The organism is Pseudarthrobacter sp. C1, from assembly GCF_034720455.1.
Taxonomy (GTDB): domain Bacteria; phylum Actinomycetota; class Actinomycetes; order Actinomycetales; family Micrococcaceae; genus Arthrobacter.
Genome location: NZ_JAYESK010000006.1, coordinates 166,259 through 185,410, shown reverse-complemented (window position 1 = coordinate 185,410; position 19,152 = coordinate 166,259). Strand labels below are relative to the sequence as shown.

The 19,152-nt window shown below is 67.8% G+C and carries 18 protein-coding genes; 8 read left to right on the top strand and 10 right to left on the bottom strand.

Annotation, left to right across the window (positions count from 1 at the left end):
- Positions 1-30 precede the first annotated feature (30 nt).
- From U7114_RS12405 to U7114_RS12395, 3 genes are all read right to left on the bottom strand, one after another.
- On the bottom strand, positions 31-774 hold the full coding sequence (locus U7114_RS12405) for a ThuA domain-containing protein (RefSeq protein ID WP_157240573.1): 744 nt from the start codon (positions 772-774) through the stop codon (positions 31-33).
- Positions 774-1,910 carry a Gfo/Idh/MocA family oxidoreductase gene (locus tag U7114_RS12400; RefSeq protein WP_323057520.1) on the bottom strand — a complete coding sequence of 379 codons (1,137 nt, stop codon included), beginning with the start codon at positions 1,908-1,910 and terminating at the stop codon, positions 774-776. The genes U7114_RS12405 and U7114_RS12400 overlap by 1 nt, the downstream gene beginning before the upstream one ends.
- 152 nt (positions 1,911-2,062) lie before the next feature.
- Positions 2,063-3,061: a LacI family DNA-binding transcriptional regulator gene (locus tag U7114_RS12395; RefSeq protein WP_323057519.1), complete on the bottom strand. Its 999-nt coding sequence runs from the start codon at positions 3,059-3,061 to the stop codon at positions 2,063-2,065.
- Positions 3,062-3,535: 474 nt separating this feature from the next.
- Here U7114_RS12395 and U7114_RS12390 point away from each other — a divergent pair, with 474 nt between their 5' ends.
- Entirely contained in the window at positions 3,536-4,825 is a 1,290-nt protein-coding gene (locus tag U7114_RS12390; protein WP_157240579.1) for an ammonium transporter, read from the top strand.
- A 130-nt stretch (positions 4,826-4,955) separates the two neighbouring features.
- Here U7114_RS12390 and U7114_RS12385 read toward each other — a convergent pair whose 3' ends face one another.
- Together U7114_RS12385 and U7114_RS12380 are read right to left on the bottom strand one after the other, a co-directional pair.
- On the bottom strand, positions 4,956-5,630 hold the full coding sequence (locus U7114_RS12385) for a hypothetical protein (RefSeq protein ID WP_323057518.1): 675 nt from the start codon (positions 5,628-5,630) through the stop codon (positions 4,956-4,958).
- Positions 5,631-5,733: 103 nt separating this feature from the next.
- The gene (locus tag U7114_RS12380; RefSeq protein ID WP_323057570.1) at positions 5,734-9,237 is read right to left on the bottom strand and encodes a DEAD/DEAH box helicase; all 3,504 of its coding nucleotides are present in this window, start codon (positions 9,235-9,237) and stop codon (positions 5,734-5,736) included.
- A gap of 256 nt (positions 9,238-9,493) precedes the next feature.
- Here U7114_RS12380 and U7114_RS12375 point away from each other — a divergent pair, with 256 nt between their 5' ends.
- On the top strand, positions 9,494-10,345 hold the full coding sequence (locus U7114_RS12375) for a hypothetical protein (RefSeq protein WP_157240583.1): 852 nt from the start codon (positions 9,494-9,496) through the stop codon (positions 10,343-10,345).
- 75 nt (positions 10,346-10,420) lie between these two features.
- On the opposite strand, the gene U7114_RS12370 is transcribed toward U7114_RS12375, so the two are convergent.
- The gene (locus tag U7114_RS12370; RefSeq protein ID WP_157240585.1) at positions 10,421-11,014 is read right to left on the bottom strand and encodes a DUF5655 domain-containing protein; all 594 of its coding nucleotides are present in this window, start codon (positions 11,012-11,014) and stop codon (positions 10,421-10,423) included.
- A gap of 180 nt (positions 11,015-11,194) precedes the next feature.
- On the opposite strand from U7114_RS12370, the gene U7114_RS12365 reads away from it, so the two are divergent.
- The 3 genes from U7114_RS12365 to U7114_RS12355 all read left to right on the top strand — a co-directional run bounded on the left by U7114_RS12365 (position 11,195) and on the right by U7114_RS12355 (position 13,364).
- Complete coding sequence (locus U7114_RS12365; protein WP_323057517.1) at positions 11,195-11,878, top strand: protein tyrosine phosphatase; 684 nt, start codon at positions 11,195-11,197, stop codon at positions 11,876-11,878.
- A 192-nt stretch (positions 11,879-12,070) separates the two neighbouring features.
- Positions 12,071-12,649 carry an RNA polymerase sigma factor gene (locus tag U7114_RS12360; protein ID WP_157240589.1) on the top strand — a complete coding sequence of 193 codons (579 nt, stop codon included), beginning with the start codon at positions 12,071-12,073 and terminating at the stop codon, positions 12,647-12,649.
- On the top strand, positions 12,642-13,364 hold the full coding sequence (locus tag U7114_RS12355; RefSeq protein WP_157240591.1) for a hypothetical protein: 723 nt from the start codon (positions 12,642-12,644) through the stop codon (positions 13,362-13,364). The genes U7114_RS12360 and U7114_RS12355 overlap by 8 nt, the downstream gene beginning before the upstream one ends.
- Positions 13,365-13,374: 10 nt before the next feature.
- On the opposite strand, the gene U7114_RS12350 is transcribed toward U7114_RS12355, so the two are convergent.
- Positions 13,375-13,902 (bottom strand): hypothetical protein, encoded by a 528-nt coding sequence (locus tag U7114_RS12350; RefSeq protein WP_157240593.1) that lies wholly within the window; start codon positions 13,900-13,902, stop codon positions 13,375-13,377.
- A gap of 167 nt (positions 13,903-14,069) precedes the next feature.
- Here U7114_RS12350 and U7114_RS12345 point away from each other — a divergent pair, with 167 nt between their 5' ends.
- On the top strand, positions 14,070-14,570 hold the full coding sequence (locus U7114_RS12345; RefSeq protein ID WP_157240595.1) for a sigma-70 family RNA polymerase sigma factor: 501 nt from the start codon (positions 14,070-14,072) through the stop codon (positions 14,568-14,570).
- Positions 14,567-15,229: a zf-HC2 domain-containing protein gene (locus tag U7114_RS12340; protein ID WP_323057516.1), complete on the top strand. Its 663-nt coding sequence runs from the start codon at positions 14,567-14,569 to the stop codon at positions 15,227-15,229. The genes U7114_RS12345 and U7114_RS12340 overlap by 4 nt, the downstream gene beginning before the upstream one ends.
- A 66-nt stretch (positions 15,230-15,295) precedes the next feature.
- On the opposite strand, the gene U7114_RS12335 is transcribed toward U7114_RS12340, so the two are convergent.
- From U7114_RS12335 to U7114_RS12325, 3 genes are all read right to left on the bottom strand, one after another.
- Entirely contained in the window at positions 15,296-16,144 is an 849-nt protein-coding gene (locus U7114_RS12335; protein ID WP_157240597.1) for a DUF1206 domain-containing protein, read from the bottom strand.
- Between the two features lie 142 nt (positions 16,145-16,286).
- Entirely contained in the window at positions 16,287-17,210 is a 924-nt protein-coding gene (trmB, locus tag U7114_RS12330; protein WP_323057515.1) for a tRNA (guanosine(46)-N7)-methyltransferase TrmB, read from the bottom strand.
- Positions 17,211-17,246: 36 nt separating this feature from the next.
- Positions 17,247-17,516, bottom strand: a complete 270-nt coding sequence (locus U7114_RS12325; protein ID WP_321214624.1) for a hypothetical protein — start codon at positions 17,514-17,516, stop codon at positions 17,247-17,249.
- A 303-nt stretch (positions 17,517-17,819) separates the two neighbouring features.
- Here U7114_RS12325 and U7114_RS12320 point away from each other — a divergent pair, with 303 nt between their 5' ends.
- Positions 17,820-19,139 carry an MFS transporter gene (locus U7114_RS12320; RefSeq protein WP_323057514.1) on the top strand — a complete coding sequence of 440 codons (1,320 nt, stop codon included), beginning with the start codon at positions 17,820-17,822 and terminating at the stop codon, positions 19,137-19,139.
- Positions 19,140-19,152 lie beyond the last annotated feature (13 nt).

Here is a 19,152-nt window from a genome sequence, read left to right as displayed (position 1 = left end):
TGCCATGCCGGAGGCCGGCTGCAGCCATCCCTAGCTGAACCAGTCCCGGGCGGGGTTGGTGACCCCTGGGGCCGAGCGGTGCAGGCCGGGCTGGGCCGCCCACTTGACGCCGTTGGCCAGGACCCGCTGGACCTGCGGGTGGTGGTACACCGGGTATTCCTGGTCGCCGGGGCTGAAATAGAAGATGCGGCCCTTGCCCCGGGTGAAGGTGACGCCGGAACGGAACACCTCGCCGCCCGCGAAGGAGCTGATGAAGATGAGGTCGTCCGGCTCCGGGATATCGAACAGCTCGCCGTACATCTCCTGTTCGGGGATGACGATGGGGCTGTCCACGCCCTCAGCGATGGGGTGCGAGGGCTTCACGGTCCACACGAGCTCGCGCTCGCCGTCGTTCCGCCAGGCGAGCGAGCAGCTGGTGCCCAGCAGCCTGGTGAACACCTTGGCGAAGTGCCCCGAGTGGAGCACGATCAGGCCCATGCCGCCGAGGACGTGCCGGTGGACGCGTTCGACGACGGCGTCGCTCACCTCATGATGGGCCATGTGTCCCCACCACAGCAGGACGTCCGTCTCCGCGAGCACCTCCTCGTCGAGGCCGTGCTCATCGTCCGTGGCGAGGACCGCCGTCGTAATCTCTGCCTCCGGGTAGAAGGAACGGAGCCCGGCGGCGATGGCACCGTGGATGCCGTCAGGGTAGATCTCCCCGATGTGGGGCGGCTCGTTGATGGCCTCGTGGACGCCCTCGTTCCATACCCGGATCTTCAGTTTGCCGTTCATTAGAGCCGAACCTCCCTCTGCTCCAGCGCTGACTGGTAGCACGCGTCGATGATCTGTGCCCGGTAGAGCGCCAGGGAGCCGTCATGCCCGCCCCAGACTGCCTCGCCGCCCCGGACTGCCGTGACGAAGTCCTCCACCACTGCATCATGGGCGCGGCCCGGCAGTACCGGCGGGACGTAATCGGCGCTTTCGCCGTCCTTGTCCGTGAACACCCGCAGCTGGCCCACGGGCGGGAAAGGCGCGCCCTGCACCTTGAGCTCCGCGCCGCCGTCCGTTCCGTAAATCGTGAAGTCCAGGAGGTCGTCCGTCTCCCGGTACGTGGCCCAGCTCGCCTCGATCACCAGGGTTCCGCCGCCCTCGAGCCGGAGGAACGCCGAGGCGAAGTCCTCCACGTCGAAGGCGTGGCTGGATGCCAGGGCGGAGTAGGCGCTGCCGCCGCCCCGCCCCTGTGGTCCCAGTTCCGAATGGGTGGCCGCCGAGACGGCCACCACTTTCGGTTCGCCCAGCAGGTGCAGGGCGTAATCCAGGGCGTGGACGCCGATGTCCGCCAGCGGTCCGCCGCCGGCAAGCTCCGGGTTGGTGAACCAACTGCCCAGGGTGGGGATGCCGGAGCGGCGCAGCCAGGATGCCTTGGCGTAGTACGGCCGGCCGAGCCCGCCCGCATCGATGACGCCCTTCAGCGCCTGGATGTCGCCGCGGCGGCGGTGGTTGAAGGCGACGTCCAGGACGCGCCCGGCCTTGCGGGCAGCGTCAACCATGGCTTGGCCTTCGACGGCGTTGCGGGCGATGGGCTTCTCGCTCAGGACGTGGATTCCCCGTTCCAGGGCGGCGATGGTGATGGGGGCGTGCAGGAAGGTTGGCACTGCCACGCTGACGGCGTCCAGTCCGCCGTGGTCCAGCATGTCTTTCCAGTCCGCGAAGGCGTTCGGAATGGCGTATTCGGCCTGCAGGGAGTCGCGGAGTTCCTGCTCCATGCCGGCAAGCGAAACGATGCTGACGCCGTCAAGGGCGTGGTAGGCCTTCAGGTGCTGCTGGCCGGCCCATCCGATGCCTACTACGCCCACCCGCAACGCTTCTGCCGGTGCTTCTTCGGGAAGGGCGGCGGGCTGCACTGACGGCTGCTGCTCGTTGATCAAAGGGGTGCTTCCTTAACTGGTTGGTGGCGGAGGGGGCTCTGTGAAGCCGTTTGGAATCGATTCCAACCTGTTGCGCCACTGAAGGCTGCCGCAGGTTTGGAATCGATTCCAAAAGTCTTGCAGCCACCGTCGAGGACTGTCAACCCCTGGTGCTAGCCCTTCGTGGAGTCGCGGACCACGAGCTCGTGGGGGAGGAAGGTGCGGCCTCGGCGGTGTTCGCCTGGCTCAGTCATGCGTGCGAACAGCGCTTCAAAGGCCACCCGGCCCATCTCGTAGGCGGGCTGCCTGATGGTGGTCAGTTCAGGGACACACATTTCCGCCTGGACGGAATCGTCGAAACCTGCCACGGCGATGTCGTCCGGAACCCGCAGGCCGGCGTCGGTAATCTCGCGGACGCATCCGGCGGCCACAGTATCGCTGCCGCAGAAGACGGCATCGGGCAGCGGGTCCAGCAGCAGGAGTTCCTTGGTGAGGCGGCGCCCGGCATGGAAACCGAACTCGCCCTCAGCGAACAACAGGTGCTCCGGCTGCAGACCTGCCTCCCGGACGGCAGCAAGGAATCCTTCCTCCCGCAGCCGGCCGGAGCGTGCCGCCCTGTTGCCGATCATCGCCAGGCGCCGGCTGCCCGTTGCCAGGAGGTGCCGGGTGATGTCCACGGCGGCCCGCCGGTCGTCGATGGAAACACCGAATGCCGCCTCGGAATCGACGATCTCGCAGACCTGGACAACGCTCAGTTGCCCTGCCAGTGCCTCAACATCGGCGTCCGGCATGGTGGGCGAAAAGAGGATCAGGCCGTCAACCGAGCCGTTGCGCAGCATGTCCACCAGCTGCTGTTCCCGCTCGAGGTCCCCCGAGGTGGGTGCGGTGAGGCTGACATAGCCGGACAGTGCCGCGGCGTCCCCGAAGCCACGGAAGGCTTCGCTGATGACAGGGGAGTCGAGGCTCTTGGCGAGGGCCAGCAGGCGCATGGTGCGGTCGCGGCGCAGGTCGCGGGCAGAAGCCAGCGGCCGGTAGTTGAGTTCGCGGATGGCACCCTTGACCTTTTCCTTGCTCGCAGCGCTGACTGCCGGGCTGCCGTTAAGGACCCGTGAAACTGTCCCGACCGACACTCCTGCCGTTTTGGCGACGTCCTGGACTGTCGCTCGCGCCATTCCCTCTTCCTTCCGCGACCATTGCACCGGGGTCCTCGCTGCCGTGCCCGTGCATGCAGTGCAGTGGCGGTTTTCCCCAGCTTAGCCGCAGAGCCCTCGCGGCCTGCCACCTATGATGGCCGACATGGGCGGCCAGGCCCGCAATGAGGTCGCCGGAACACTCGCACGAGTGATCGCGCCCGGTTGCGGCGCTACCGCACGTCTCCCGTGCCGCAGCAAACCGTCACGGCGCCCTGGGGGAGGACCCTGCGCTCAGAGGGACGCCTGAAACTCGCTGGCGGATGACCGAAACGATCATTTAACACGCCGGAAACCCACCCCGAAATAGCCGCCATACAGTTGGAACCAGACGGCAACAGCCGCCCCTCCGCTGAACGTGGTCTCTCCATCCGCGTCCCTCCCCCGGAGTGCCTCCACGGAGCGGCTCTGACGGCAACTTACCGTTCTCTCTTCGCATCTTGAAAGGGGTTTCCCATGGATTCGGGAAATGTCGCTTGGATACTGGCCAGCTCGGCGCTGGTCTGCATGATGATCCCCGCCCTCGCCCTGTTCTACGGGGGCATGGTGGGGTCGCGCCGCATTCTCAACATGATGATGATGTGTTTCGGCGGCGCCAGCCTGGTGGCTGTCCTCTGGGCACTGTTCGGGTACTCGATGGCTTTCGGCAACTCGGTTGGGGGGCTGGGGCTGATCGGTGACGTCACCGAATTCCCCGGCATGGGGCAGCTGCTGGCCGCGGATGAGGAGGCGTCCATCCCGGTCATCCTGTTTGCTGCCTTCCAGCTGTTCTTCGCCTGCGTCACCACGGCGCTGGTGGCAGGCGCCGCAGCGGGCCGCATGAAGTTCGGCGCCTGGATGCTGTTTGCCGGCATCTGGGCCACGATCGTCTATTTCCCCATCGCGCACTGGGTCTTCGCCTTCACTTCGGCGGATGGCAGCGTGACCGGCGGCTGGATCGCCAGCGGGATCAAGGCCATCGACTTCGCCGGCGGCACCGCCGTGCACATGAACGCCGGCGCGGCAGCACTGGCCCTGGCCCTGGTGCTCGGCAAGAGCTCCGGCTGGCCGAAAGTGGAGCACGCCAAGCCGCACAGCCGCCCGCTGGTACTGGTTGGCGCCGGCCTCCTCTGGGTGGGCTGGTTCGGCTTCAACGCCGGCTCCGCGCTGTCCGCCGGCCAGTCGGCGTCGGTGGTTCTCCTCAACACCGCCGTAGCTGCCTCGGCCGGCCTCCTGGCCTGGTCCCTGGTGGAACGGCTCCGCCGCGGGGCAGCCACCAGCATGGGCGCAGCGTCCGGCCTGATCTCGGCGCTCGTGGCCATCACCCCCGCCTGTGGCGCGGTAAGCCCGCTGGGCGCGCTGGCCATCGGGGCGATCGCCGGGGCCGTATGCTCGCTGGCCATTGAACTGAAGTACCGCCTCGGCTACGACGACTCGCTCGACGTTGTGGGCGTCCACCTTGTGGGCGGCATCCTGGGCACGCTCCTGATCGGCCTCTTCGCCACCGATGCTGCCCCGAACGGGGTCAGCGGACTCTTCTACGGCGGCGGCGTGGAACTGCTCGGCGTCCAGGCCCTCGCCACTGTCACGGTGCTCGTTTACTCGTTCGGCATCACCTGGATCCTCGCAAAGATCCTGGACAAGACGATTGGCCTGCGGATCAATCCCGAGGACGAGATGCGCGGCATCGACCTCGCAGCACACTCCGAGCTCGCATACCTTACGGATGAGGATCCGGTGGAGCTGGGCTCTCCGCAGCGCGTGTAGGGATTCCCAGGAAGTCCGGGTGCATGCCATCCGGATCACGAGTCAGGCAGGGGGCCAACCTCCGGACCGGTGCCAGCAGCAGCTGGCTTATAGTTCCGAGGACTGGCCCTTTGTCATGCCCGGGCCGGTGTTAACCGTGTGCCTTGTCCTGTCCGCCATGGCGTGCCCGGAAGGCGTAGACCAGCAAGGCAGTGCCCGCCAGGATCATGACGGCAACCACCACGAAGTCCGCGGCGAGGAGCAGCACCGTGGACTGCAGCGCGAAGATCACCCCAAGCACTGCAAGGACGGCGGCGGGAATCAACGGCCACTTCATCCGCCCGGCCTGACCGGCCGCCGGGACCGGAACGAGGGACAGCACGCCAAAGGTGGCAGCCAGGCCCAGGAACAGGACGGCGGCGGTGGGCACGCCCTGCACCTGCGGCGGGAGTGCCACGACGAGTGCCAGCGTGAACATCACTCCGCCCGGGATAACGGCCCACCAGTTGTCCGGCTGGCGAAGGAAGACCGCAGCAAATCCGGCTGCCATGAACAGGAACAGGAAGGCCGCTCCGGCGCCGCCGCCGGTGAGCTGGGTGGCGGCGACAACCGCGGCCAGGCCCAGGAACACCGATCCGGGGATCGCCGCCCACCAGAACTCCCGGCCGCGAATGAAGAGCGACACGAATACAGCCCCAACAGCGGCGAAGATCACTATCGGCACATAGGCCGCGCTCTCGATCACGTCGAGGAGGTCCAGCAGCAACAGCACACCGACCGCTATCAGGATGACGCCGGTAATGATGCTTGCGTTTGCCGATTTCACTATTCGCCTCCATGAAGCCGGCAGGCGCCCCGGCCGCTCTGCCGGTTTCAGGTTACGGCGCCTACCCGAAGCGGACGTAGGGCACAAAGCCCCGCCTTCGCCGCTACTCCTTGAACAGCCCGGCCAGGTCTTCTGCAGTGATCGCTCCGCCGGCAAGGGCGTCGCCTTCCATGACATCGGAAAACAGCTGCGACTTACGGGCCTTCAGGGCCATGACCTTTTCCTCGATGGTGTCCTTCGCCACGAGCCGGTAGACCATCACGTTCCGGGCCTGCCCGATCCGGTGGGTACGGTCCACGGCCTGCGCCTCCGAGGCCGGGTTCCACCAGGGGTCCAGCAGGAACACATAGTCCGCCTCCGTGAGGTTGAGCCCGAACCCGCCGGCCTTCAGCGAAATCAGGAACACCGGAGCGCTGCCATTCTTGAACTCGCTGACCACGTCCGCGCGGTTGCGGGTGCTGCCGTCGAGGTAGCAATACTCGATCTTTTCCTCGTCCAGCCGCTCCCGCACCTTGCCCAGGAAGCCGGTGAACTGGCTGAAAATGAGGGCGCGGTGGCCTTCCGCCACCAGGTCCTCCAGCTGCTCGAACAGCACGTCCAGCTTGCTGGAGCGCACGCCCGAGAGCGACGGGTCGATCAGCGAGGCGTCCAGGCTGAGCTGGCGCAGCAGGGTCAGCGACTGGAAGATGGTGAACCGGTTCTTGTTCACGTCCTCGATCAGCCCCAGGATCTTCTGCCGCTCGCGCTGCAGGTGGGTCTGGTACACCTTCTGGTGGCGCGGGTTGAGCACCACTTCCAGGATCTGCTCCTGCTTGGGCGGCAGGTCCTTGATCACCTGGTCCTTGGTGCGGCGCATCATGAGCGGGCGGACCCGGCGGCGGAGCTTGTCCAGCTGCGCCTTGTCACCGTTCTTTTCCACCGGCTTCTGGTAGTACTCCGCGAAGCGCTTGGGGCTGGAAAAGAGCCCCGGCGCAACAATCGATGTCAGGGCCCAGAACTCCATGAGATTGTTTTCCAGGGGCGTGCCCGTGATGGCCAGCTTGAACGCCGCCGGCAGTTTGCGGGCGCACTGGTACGCCTTGGACTGGTGGTTCTTCACGAACTGAGCCTCGTCCAGCACCAGGCCGGACCACGTGCGGGAGGCATAGGACTCGTAATCGATCCGGAACAGGGCGTAGGACGTGATCACGATGTCCGCCCCGGCCAGGACCTCCGCGGCGTCCTGCCCGCTCTTTCCGAACGTCTCGCTGACGGCATGCACCTTCAGGCCGGGCGCAAAGCGCGCCGCCTCCGCGGCCCAGTTGCCCACCACGCTGGTGGGGGCAACCACCAAAAAGGAAGCACCGGCGTCGGACTGGCCTGCTGAAGCGATGGCGCCGGTGATGCTGTCACCGCTGGGGCGAGCGCCGGCGTCGGGCGCTGGAGTGTCTGCCGCCGCCAGCGCCAGCTCCTTGGCGGCGCACATCAGGGCCAGCGCCTGCACGGTCTTGCCGAGGCCCATGTCATCCGCGAGGATGCCGCCCAGGCTGTGCCGGTACAGGAAGGTGAGCCAGTTGAAGCCTTCCAGCTGGTACGGGCGCAGCTCCGCGTTGAGGGTGGCGGGGAGCGGGAGGCCGTCCATGCCGCCTTCGAGCAGGCCCCCCACCGCGGACCGCCACGCGGCCGCCTGTTCGTCCACGACACCCAGCTGGGCCAGTTCATCCCACAGGCCGGCCTGGAAGCGGCTGATCTGCAGCGGCGCATCCTTGTTGTCCTGCAGCGAGCGGGCTTCCTCGATGAGCGCGCGAAGCTGGTGCAGCTCGGGCAGGTCCAGGGAGAAGTAGGCGCCGCTGGGCAGCAGCATCTTGGTCTGTCCGGCGGCCAGGGCGGAGAACACCGCGGCGAAGGACACCGGCTGGCCTTCCAGCGAGATCTGGATGCCAAGGTCGAACCAGTCGCGCTGCTCGGTGGCCTTGGTGGAGATGGACACCACCGGAGCTTCCTCGGCCTCGCGGTAGTCGGCGATGTCGCCCACGGTGTCCACCTCGACGTCCGGGGCTTCGCGCAGGCGCGGCAGGACCTCCTCGGTGAAGGCCAGGGTGTCCAGGCCCGTCAGTTCGGCGGAGGCCGCGAGCCGGGGGGTGCCCCAGCCGCCGGTGGCGGACTCGCCCAGCGCCGGCACCATGTCCCACGGCTGGCCGATGCCTTCCAGGATGCGGGCCTCGGCGGTGTCGTCGCGGTAGCCGTGGTCGCCGGGGTGGCGCCAGAGGGGCTGGGCCGTGACGAGGTTTCCGCTCTTGTAGTGCCACTCCCAGTGCAGCCGCACGCGGTGGTCCGCGCCGTAGTTTGCCAGCAGGGACAGGGTGGGGACTGCGAGCGCCGGCAGCTCGACGGATTCGTCCCTGGCAGTGACCCGGGCAGTCTGCTTCAGCTTCGGATAGAAGCCGGTCAGGAAGCGCGATTCGTCCTTGGCCGGAATGTGCAGGGTGCTGCCGGCCGTCACGAACGCGAGCAGCTCCTCGCTCAGGCCGCTTTCCAGCGGTGCAAGGGTGATGATCCCGTCGGGGTCGGGCACGCCGGGCAACGACGCTTCTCCGGCGGTGAAGAAGATCCCGTGGGCGGGCCGGCCGATGGTGCCCACGGACGCCGGATCAACCTCAGTCCCCTCCACGGTGATGGCGGGCGCCAGTTCCAGCCCGCCGTCGGCAGCTGTTGTGCCTTGGGAACCTGCCCCGGCGGCGGAGGGTCCGGTGCCGGGGGAGCCGTAGCGGCCCAGGTTAAGGCCGACGGCGGCAGGGGCTTCGGCGAGCCGCACAGGTTCAGTGCCGCGCGAGTGCACCAAGGTGAGGCCGATCTTGCGGGCGTCTGCCAGCAGGCTCCACAGGTTCTTGCCGGCGTAGGAGTTCAGGCCGAGCCAGAAGCCGGAGGGGTTGTACGTCCGGCCGGCAGCGGCGGAATGGCTGGCCAGGAACTCCTGCATCCACTCCACATGCGCCGGGTTGCACTCGCGCCGGAAGTTCAGGTAGTTCAGGGTGGTCCAGGAGACGTCACCGCGGATCCACTTGCCCTTGGCGCCCATGATCACCGGCCGGGCCTTGAGCTGGCGCACGCTGCGGAGCGGGTCCCGCCGGCCTGTGTAGGAGAAGTGCGGGGCGGGTTCTTCGATCTCGAATTGCAGCGCCAGCGGAACACCCGTGCTGGGAGGTGCGGTTCCCTGCGAGATCAGCGGGCTGAGCGCCTGCTCCCAGTCGGACAGGGCGGGAGCGGACGGGCTGCGGGACAGCTGTGTGGACGTTGACGGCGCCAGCAGCTGCACGCGGATGGCGGGGTTGTCCTCGGCGGCGAAGAGCAGCGCGGCCACGTGCTTGCAGTCCTTGCGGACCGGGCAGCTGCACACGCCCACGGTGCAGCTCCAGCCGCCTGCCTTGCGGACCAGCTTGGCAGTGGTGGAGTAGGGCACGTCCGCCCCGCCGCGGACCTTGCCCAGCATGAGCCCGGTGGCGGCATCGAACGAAATGCCCGAGACGCGGCTGCCCATGGCATACGCCAGCCCGGCCGCCAGGGAACGGTCGTTGATGGCGGGGGTTTGTATTGCCAGTGCCGTACTTTCGTCCGGTTGGGATGGAATGGTGCGCGCTACTTTCAGCAGGCCGCGGCGGGCCGCGGCCGGTGGGTGGTTATCTGATCCATCTTAGTTCGCCGGCCGGGCGTGGCGTGCCGCCGTTCCCGCGGCTCCCGCCCTTCGCCGGCTGTCCCGGCGCCGGAAACTTCGCCGACCCGGAAACTTCGCCCGACGTTCATTTCTTCCTCAGCAACACGTCGGCCCGCCCGACGTAGCGTGAAAACGTACCCTGCACCACCCGTCAACAGCAGTGAGGATTTCCATGATCACCAGCCAGCAGCCCGTCGTCCTGACCAGCAGCAGCATCGACTCAAGCGACGAGGACGTCGTAGAGGCCAACGTGAGCATCGTGGATGCCATGCACACCGCCCTGCTCCGGACCGAAGAGATGTCACCCGTGGCCGTCCGCAGCTACTACGTGGACTTCTACCTCACCCAGGCGCTGGAGGGCGGTTTCGCGCAGTACGTGTTCACCGCCGTCGACAGGTCCGAAACTGACACGCTGATCCGCGAAGGCATGGCGGGCATGGGCGCCGCCGCCCACCTTGACCTCTTCAACAGGGCAGTTGAGGCGTTCGACGACCTTTCCGAAGAAGACGAGGAGAACTACCTCGACGGCGGCCTGGATGACACACAGGACACTCCCGAGGGCGTCCTCCGGATGGAGGAGCTCGACGGCGAGTTCGAGGAGCTGCTGGAGAGCGAAAACATCACCGCGCTTAACGCTGCCTGGCTGCGCGGCCAGGCGGAACTGCTGGTGCTCGACGACGAAGAGGTCGGCGCGTACATTGAGCGCCTGGCGTCAATGATCACCGACCTGCCCGAGCGCAAGGCCCAGGCCGAAGCCGAAGCGCTGGAGGAGGCTCCCGACTTTGAGCTCATCATCCGCGAGCTCTGCAGCGTTGCGGGGTATGAGCTCCTCAAGATCACCATGGGCGACCCCAACTACGTCCACGACGGCGAGCGCGTCCTGGCGTGGCACTTCTCCACCGATCACGGCGACTTCCTCATGGTCGAGGAAGAGGACGAGGCCTACATGATCAACCCGGAAACCCGGGAGATCGTGGCCGCGGTGGAGTTCGAAGAGGCCGACACCGAGATGGCCAACGCCTAGGAGCGTTAGCGGCCGGGCATTGACGGCCCGGGCCGCCGTACTCCAGGCGCGCCCGGGTCCCGTGCCCTTGGCCTGTCAGCGGTTCTGCTGCAGGGCGGTCACGAGGATGTCCAGCAGATCCTCATCCACCTGGTCCACGGATGTCAGGCGCACCTTCCGGGTGAAGGGGTCGTCCGCCCGGGTCCTGGCTGCCTCGATCCTGCCTTCAGCAGGGCCGTCGAGCCGGAGGGTCACATCCACTGCCGTATTGGTGGTGCGGGTAACCTGGGCAAACTTGCGCCGCGGGCTGTGCAGTGAAACGTAGCCCTTCCGCATCTGGATCTGCACGCCTTCGGTGGCGGACGCCCAGCCCAGGATGGCGTCCGCGATGGGCCGCAGCCGGGGGTGGCCGGCGTACTGGTCGTCGAGCAGCTCATCGGCGTCCCGGAGCATGAACTCCGGGTAGCCGAACATTTCCCATGACACCGCATACCGGGCGTAACCCGTCACCCCGAAGCCGTCCCGCATCCAGGTGCGGAGCCCGTCGTCGTCCTTGATGCCGGCCGCGCGGGCCTGACCTGCCCAGTGCGCGGTGTCTTTGCCTGTCTTCCGCAGAAGCAGCGCCTTATTGTTGTCCACCATTGTTTGCCAGGTGCTGGCCTTCTTTGTGGGTTCCGGATCCGTAGGCATGGGTCGATCGTAGCGCCGCCGGTCCCGGCCGTCCGGCAGCCGGTGCGGCCTCCCTGCAGCAGGGCGTGAAAAAAACTTTTGGCCCTCCGTAACCTTTCCGCCTTCCCCTGCGATGTAGGAGGTGATGGGTCCGCCCGCCGGGCCCGAACCAAACGTGTTGTCTAGTTTCTGGAGTCTCTTATGTCGTTGTTCACCGTTCTTGCCACCAGCAAAGTAGCCGCCGGAGTCCTGGCAGCAGGCACCATTGCCGTCGGCGGAACCGGCGCCGCCGCCGTTTCCGGTGTCCTCCCCGCCGAGGCGCAGCAGACCGCCCACGACCTTTTCGGCGCCCCGGCCCCGAAGCTGGCAGCAGAAGCAGCAGGCGACGCGCAGGCAACTGCCGAGGCGGCCGCTGACGCTGCTGCTGACGCCGACGCTTCCGCAGATGCAGACGCCGACGCTGCGGCCGAAGGCGGCGCCACCGTCACCGACGAAAACGTCTCCGCCAAGGCCTCTGCCTCCGCTGGTGCCAACACGGCCGTTGATGCAGCCGGTGCCGCAGCCTTCGGCCTGTGCACCGCCTTCACCAACGGCGGCCTGAACGCTTCCTCCGAGGGCTTCTCCTCGCTGGTGATCGCCGCTGAAGGCGAGGCAAACATCGAAAGCTTCTGCGCCGACGTCGTTGCCGAGGCTGACGCCGCCGCTGAAGCCGGCGCCGCCGCCACAGGGTCTGCAGCTGTTGATGTTGAACTTCCCGAGGCGCCTGCTGTTCCGGCAGTTCCCGCCGTTCCCGGTGTCGACGGCGAACCTGCCGTTCCCGCCGTTCCGGCTGTCCCCGCCGAGGCCGGCAGCGTAGTGGACACCCCCGCCGTTTCGGTCCGCTAGCCGCCAGTCGGTAGTCTGTACTGCGGGAACGGCAGTGGCTCCGTTCCCGCAGTACGGCAGTCCGGGACTGCACGAACGCCAGCCGCACGTGCCGCAACGTGCCCCGGACCAGATGCCGAATGACGGCACGCAACACCATGGAGACTGGCAGTCCGAACCGGAGACCGGGACAGGCGTGAGCCGCGCCCCGGGATGGAGGAGCCGCTGGTGCTAAGCACTTTGGCCCAAGAAGAGACCGACATACTCGAGAGTACGGCCGGAACAGATCCGGCGGTGCTGTTCGGTGCTGCCTACAGGTCCTTCGCCGGCCCCGTCCAGGGGTACCTCCGGGCGCGCGGGGTGGATGATCCGGAGGCGGTGACGCAGGACGTGTTCCTTGCCTTCTACCCGAAAATCGGCGCTCTCACCGGCGGGCTCCAAGGCGCCAAGTCTCTGCTCTTTTCCATTGCACACGCGCGGATGGTTGATTATTACCGCCGGCTGGAGCGCAGGCCCCAGCTGAGCCCCTACGATCCCGCGCAGGACGCCAGGACCACGCCGTCGGCAGAAGAACACGCCGTTGAACTTCAAGGCGGCGCCGCTGCAATGCTGGACGGACTCAGCGAGGAACACCAGGAAGTACTGGCCCTCCGCGTAGTGGCCGACCTGTCCATAGAACAGGTAGCGGACATCATGGGCAAAAGCACCGGAGCCGTCAAACAGCTCCAGCGCAGGGCCCTGCACAACCTCAAGGCACAGACGCTTCAAAGAAACCAGGCGAATCATGAGTGACACCGCAGCATCCCGCAGCGACGCGTTCGTAAACCAGCTGCTCCTGGAGGCAGGCATGGACGACGACGCCCGGCTCCGCCCCGCGCTGCTGGAGCTCCGTGAGCTCGCTGACGCCGCGCCCGAGCCCTCCGCCGCGGTCGCTGCGCTGATGGCGCCGGCCGGGGCAGCGGCCCTTCACCAGACCGCAACCGTGGAGGATGTCCCTCGTGCGGATGAGCTGGCGGCGCGCCGCAGGGCCAAGCGGCGCCTCGCGCTCACCGCGCTGTCCGTGGCAGTTTCGCTGAGTGCCGGCGGCGCTGTTGCCGCGGCGTCGGACCAGGGGATCCGCGAGTCTTTTACCCACTTGGGCCACAGCATCACGTCATTCGTGACCGGTTCCGGGGGAGCACCTGCCGGCAACCGGGCCGAGGAACCCGCTGCGCCCCTCCCGGCGACTCCAGCCGGCCCGGCAACAGCCCCGGCCGTACCAGCCCCCGCCCCGGATTCCGTGCCGGCCGGCGGAGTCCCGGCTGTGCCTTCCGAAGAGCCCACAGCCCCGGCAACCGCTCCCGGCCAGGCCGTGCCGGGCAAGCCCGCCGACGTACCGGCAGCCGGCACGCTGCCCACCGCCGTTCCGGAGGACCTCGCGGACGGCCTCAGCCGCCCGCCGGTCCCCGTCCCCGGGCCGTCGGACATCCCGCTGCCCCGGACACTGCCCACCGTCCCGGTGCCCTAAAGCACGGCTCTCAATACGCTGCACCACCTGCCTTGATCATGGCGCCTGACGGGCTGGCCAGATACCAGACATTGTTGACGCCCTGGCCCAGGATGTCGCCGGGCTTGGCGTCCTTGGCGAAGTAGTACAGCGGCAGTCCCTCCAGGGTTACCTGCTTCTTCCCGTCCGGCGTCGCGATGGTGCCCAGCGTCCCGCTGACGCCGTCCGCGGACGGCCGTTCCGAGGTAGTGGTGACCGGCGGCCACGCTGCAAGGCAGGCGTCCGTGCAGGCGCTGGTGCCGGAATCCTTTGAATCCTTCGTGAAGAAGTAGACGCTCATGCCCTTGGCGTCCACAACGATGGTCCCGGCGGTTGAAGAGGCCGTCTTGAGGTCGGCGGCGGTGCTGGCGGTTGCAGTGGCTGCGGGTGATCCCGCAGTGGCCGCGGGACTGGCCGCCGGACTGGTGGTGGCCGGTGCTGTGCCGGTGCTGCCGCCGCAGGCAGCCAGCGCCGCGGAAAGGGCCAGCGCGGCGAGGCCTGCGGCTAAGGTGTGTTTCATGGTTTGCTCCTTGGCTGGGCCCGGCGTCGGATCACCGGACGCTAACCCCTACGACGCACCGGGACGGGCTTTGGTTCACCCCGCCTGCGCATTGAACCTTCCGCCGTCCCATGGCGTCTTTACGGGCGTATAAAGAACTGTGCGAAGAACCCGGCAGGAGGGACGGCATGCCGCTTGACGAGGACGTGGTGAAGTCCATCTACCGCGACCACGGCGCTGCCCTGCGCCGCTTTGTGCTGGGCATTTCCCGCGACCCGCAGCTCGCGGAGGACGTGGTCCAGGAAACCGTGTTGCGCGTCTGGCAGCAAACGCCTGAAATCACCGGGAGCCTCCGCAGCTACCTGTACCGGACGGCCCGGAACATCATTATCGACAACTACCGCAGGGCGCAGCGCCGCCCCGCCGAGATGCTGGAAGGCGACGTTACCGAGCCCGCCGTCGTCATGGAAAGAGTGGACGAGCTCCTCAACCGCGTGCTGGTCGAGGAGGCCCTGGTCCGGCTGAGCAAGGAACACCGGGACGTCCTGGTGGCCCTGCACTACCGGCGCTTCACCGTGAACGAGGCCGCCGTCCAGCTCAACATCCCCAGCGGAACGGTCAAGTCCCGCGCCTATTACGCCGTGCGGGCGCTGCGCACCATCCTGGACGAGATGGGCGTGGAACGGTGAACACCGCGGAACCGCACCAGCTGCTGGGCGCTTACCTCCTGGGCGGCCTCGACGCCAAGGACCTCGAAACGTTCGAGGCCCACCTGCAGGAGTGCGGGAAGTGCCGCGACGAACTTGCCGGCCTGGAGAAGATTCCCGTGCTGCTCGACGCCCTCCCCGTGCCGGACGCAGTGGCGCTCACGGCTGTGCCCGGGAGGCTGCCGGATCCGGTGCCGTCCCCCGATCCGGCGCCGCTGCTGCGCAAACTGGCGCACCGCCGTCGGACATTACGACGGCGGTGGACGGCGCTGGCAGCCGCCGCAGCCGCCGCCTGCCTTGCCCTGGGCCTGGCGGGCGGTCCCCTCCTGGCCCGGCCCCCGCAGCCGGACGCCACCTACTCGGTACAGTCCGGCGGCGGCCTCCAGTTCAGGGTCGACCTCGCCCGGAAGACCTGGGGAACGGAGCTTGCCGTGAACGGCAGCAGCCTCCCGGCCGAGGGGACGCTGTCGCTGTGGGTACGGGACCGTGATGGCGGTGAGGACCGGGCGTGCGCCTGGACGGCGACTCCCAGCGGCAGGGTCAAGGTCACCGGGGCCACGCCGCTTCAGTTGGGGAGCATCTCAAGCGTTGAACTGCGCGATGCCACCGAACGCGCCGTGGCCGTGATCACCGTGCCCTGAGGTGCCGCCCCGTGGGGAAGCGCCACCCTTGGGGTAGCGCCAGCCCCGTGGAACCGCCAAAACAGGCTAGTGGTTCAATTTGCCCAGCTTGGCGCGCACCATCATGAATACGCCGTAACAGATCAGGCCTGCCCCCACCGCGGCCAGGAGGTAGACGCCGAAGGGCTGGTCACGGAGGGCGCGGAGCCCGCCGTCGAGCCCCGTGGAGTCCTCCGGATGGGCCTGGAGGGTGGCGACCATGATCAGCAGTCCCGTCAGCAGCAGCACCGTGCCCTTGGCCACGTACCCCGCGACGCCAAGCACTGTAACGGCAGTCCGGGCTGGCGGGGCAGCCGGCATGACCAGGTGCTTTTCGAAGGATTTCCTGAGGCCGCGGATGCCGTAGATGACTCCGGTGACGGCGATGGCGGCGCCCAGCAGGACCAGCAGGGCCACACCGCCGGGAGCCTTCATCAGGGTGAGGGTGAGGTCGGTGGCGGACTTTTGGTTGTCCGCGCCGGACCCTGTTCCCAGGGCGAAGGACATGAGCGTCAACGCGAGTCCGGTGAAGACGAGCGCCTGGGCGCCCGCCTTGGCCTTCTTTCCGGCTTTTTCCTTGGTGGGCAGGCGGTTGTAGTCAAAGATCGCATCGCTGGTTTGCCACAGTGCCAGCCCCGCGCAGGCCGCGAAGCTTGCCCACAGGAGGAATGGTCCCGCGGGCTGGGTGGCGAGCTCGGCCACCGCGCCGCTGAAATCAGCGTTCCCCGTACCTCCAAACGCCAACCGGATGGCGATTGCGCCGACCAGCAGGTGCAGGATGCCGCTCGCCGCGAACCCTGCCCTCGCCAGCAGTTCCAGCGTCCGGGAGTTGGTCACGTTCTCCGCCGCGTCGACGGCCTGCTTCATTTCCTTTTTGATGGCTGTTCCTTTGTGCATCCGCTGAGCTGGCGTGCGCCCCCTGCACACAGGGCAATCGTGCCACGCGAAGGCGGTGCGGAACAGTGGCCGGGCCCCGGCGGCCGGCGGGAGTGGCGGCAGCAGCGTGGCCTGACGCCGGCTGCGGCCCTGCAGGAAGGTCCTACAGCCGGCGGTAGCAGAGATCGAAGATCAGACGCCCGGCCTCGTGGGCCTTGGCCTCGAAGCTGGTCCGGATCCTTCCTTCGAACCGGGGCGCCCAGCCTCCGGTTTCGTCGATTCCTTCGTTGGGTCCGGTGTGCTCGGTGCTGACGGGGGCGCGGCCCTCCCGGACCGGTGCTCCGCCAACGACGGACTCGACGCCCGACTGCCACACCTGCGTGAGGGGGCTTTCGGGCCCGCGGCGCTCGCCGGTGTGCAGGTTTTCAAAGTCCTTGGAACCTGCCAGGACATCCCGGACGTGGACGGCGTAGTTGGACCAGTCGGTGGCGATCCGCCACAGGCCGCCCGGCTTCAGGGCACGGGCCGCGAGGTCCGCAAACTCCGGCTGGATGAGGCGGCGCTTGTGGTGCCGGGACTTGTGCCACGGATCGGGAAAAAAGACCCAGAGTTCGCTGACGGAGCCCGTCGGGAGCATCGTGGCCAGGACCTCGGGGGCGTTAGCCTCCACCACCCGGACATTGCTGAGGCCGCGGCTGTTGATCTTGATGATGGTGTTGGCCAGGCCCGGGGTGTAGACCTCGACTGCCAGGAAGTCGGTGTCCGGGTTCTGCTCGGCGGCGTGGCACACGGCGTCGCCCAGGCCCGAGCCGATCTCCACTATGAGGGGAGCCTTGCGGCCGAACTCGGCTTCGGCGTCGAACGTGTAGTCGGGGTGGACCGAGGTGTTCGCAATGTGGCGGGGGACGTCCACTGCCCACCGTTCCGCATGCTCCTCCCAGGCTGCCTGCCGGCGGCCCTGCAGGCGCGTGCCGCGGCGGACGAAGCTGACCGGCCGGCCGCCGTACGTGCCGAAGGAAGCCTGCGTCCCCGGCGTGACGGGCCTCGGGACATGCGGCTGCTGGGGGTTTTCTGGGGATTCGCTCATCACTTCCAGAATAGCGGCGCACGGCCAATGCGCTGCTCACAGTTTCCCCAACTGGTCCAGCGCAGGCCCCGCGGCCAGGGCAACCACTAAGCCGCCGATGCACAGTGCACCAGCAGCCCGCCGCCGCCCGGGCGATGACTGCGGTTGGCCGTACACGATGGGGACGGACAGTGCCAGGGACGGCAGCGAAAAGAGGAGGGGCAGGCTGAAGAACACTAAAGGCACCAGCCAGGGCGTCTCTGAGGGGCCGTTGGACGGATACGTGGCAAGCATGGCAAACATGGCCAGCGGCGCAGTAATCGTCATGCTGGCAAGGGCAAGGCCGGCCAATATCAGGCTGGCGTTTGCTTTGCGGACGTTGCCGTGGACTTGGGGTGCCCTACTCTCCGCCGGGGTTCCCCCAGCCTGCGACATCCCGTGCCCACGTGGCTCATTCGGTGGCTGAATGCCCATCACCCTCCTGTCGTTTGCGTGATCACTGTGCAACCTGCGGCTGCCGCGGACTGCTGCTGCGGGTTCCAACGTAGGCGCCGGGGCGGAACCGCCGGAAGGTGCCGGGGTCCATATGTGGATAACCAGGCAGCCGACCCATCCTGCAAGAATGGGCGGATGAGGGAAGCGACCAACGCCGAGGCAAGGAACCGCCGGGCAAATGACCCTGCGGTGAAGGGGCAGTCAGGGACGCTGGTGGACGCAGAGGTTGACGAGACGCCCGCGCCCGGGCCCACCCAGGTTGGCAGCCGCCGGCAGCTCGTATACCTGGGGCTGTGCCTGGTCCTGATTGGACTGAACCTGCGGACAGTCTTTTCCAGCTTCTCCGCAGTCTTCCCCGAGGTAACGGCCCAGGCAGCCCTGCCCGGCTGGGCCGTGGTGGTGCTGACCACCGTGCCCGTCACGCTGCTGGGCGTGTTCGCACCCCTGGCCCCCGTACTGGCCAGGCGGTTTGGTGCCGAGCGCGTGCTCCTCGGCGCCATGGCGGTGCTTACGGCAGGGCTGTTGCTGCGTCCCGCTGAACTCGGCCTGCCGGGAACCGGGCAGGCCGCCGGCCACCTGCCCGCGCTCCTGGCCGGGACAGCGGCCTGCGGGGCGGCCATCGCCCTGTGCAACGTGCTGCTGCCCGGGCTGGTCAAGCGCGACTTCCCGCACCGGCTGGGCCTGATGGGCGGGCTCTACACCACGGCCATCTGCGCCTCGGCGGCGTTGGGGGCCGGCTTCACCTACCCGGTCTACACGGCAACGGGCGAGTGGACCCTGGCGCTGTGGTCCTGGGCGGTGCCTGCCGCCGTCGTCCTTCTGTTGTTCCTCCCGGTGGCCCTCCGCCAGCCGCGCATCCGGCACCAGGCCGTCCGGGACGGCGTGAACGTGTGGCGCTCCCCGGTGGCATGGCAGGTGACCATCTTTATGGTGCTGCAGGCCATGATGTCCTTCAGCGTCTTCGCCTGGCTGGCGCCGATCCTCCGGGAACGGGGTGTGGACGGGGCAACGGCGGGGCTGATCGTCTCGATGTCCATCGTGCTGCAGATGCTCGGCTCGTTGTTCGCGCCCGCACTTGCCGCCAGGTTGAAGGACCAGCGTGCCATCAACACCGCCGTGGCCCTCCTGACCGGGGCAGGTTTCGCGCTCAGCATCTTCGGCCCCCTGGACCTGGTCTGGGTGTGGGCGGGCCTGCTGGGGCTGGGCCAGGGGAGCCTGACCGCCGTGGCGCTGACCATGATCATGCTGCGGACCCGCGACGGGCACACCGCCGCACACCTGTCCGGAATGATGCAGGGCGTGGGCTACGGGCTGGGCTCCACCGGCACGCTGATGGTGGGCCAGCTGCACCAGGCCACAGGGTCCTTCAACGCCGCGGGTGTCCTGTTCCTGGTGGTGGGCCTGCTGGCGGGGATCTTCGGATACCGCGCCGGCCGCAACCGGTTCGTCAGTTAAGGGGCCAGGCTGC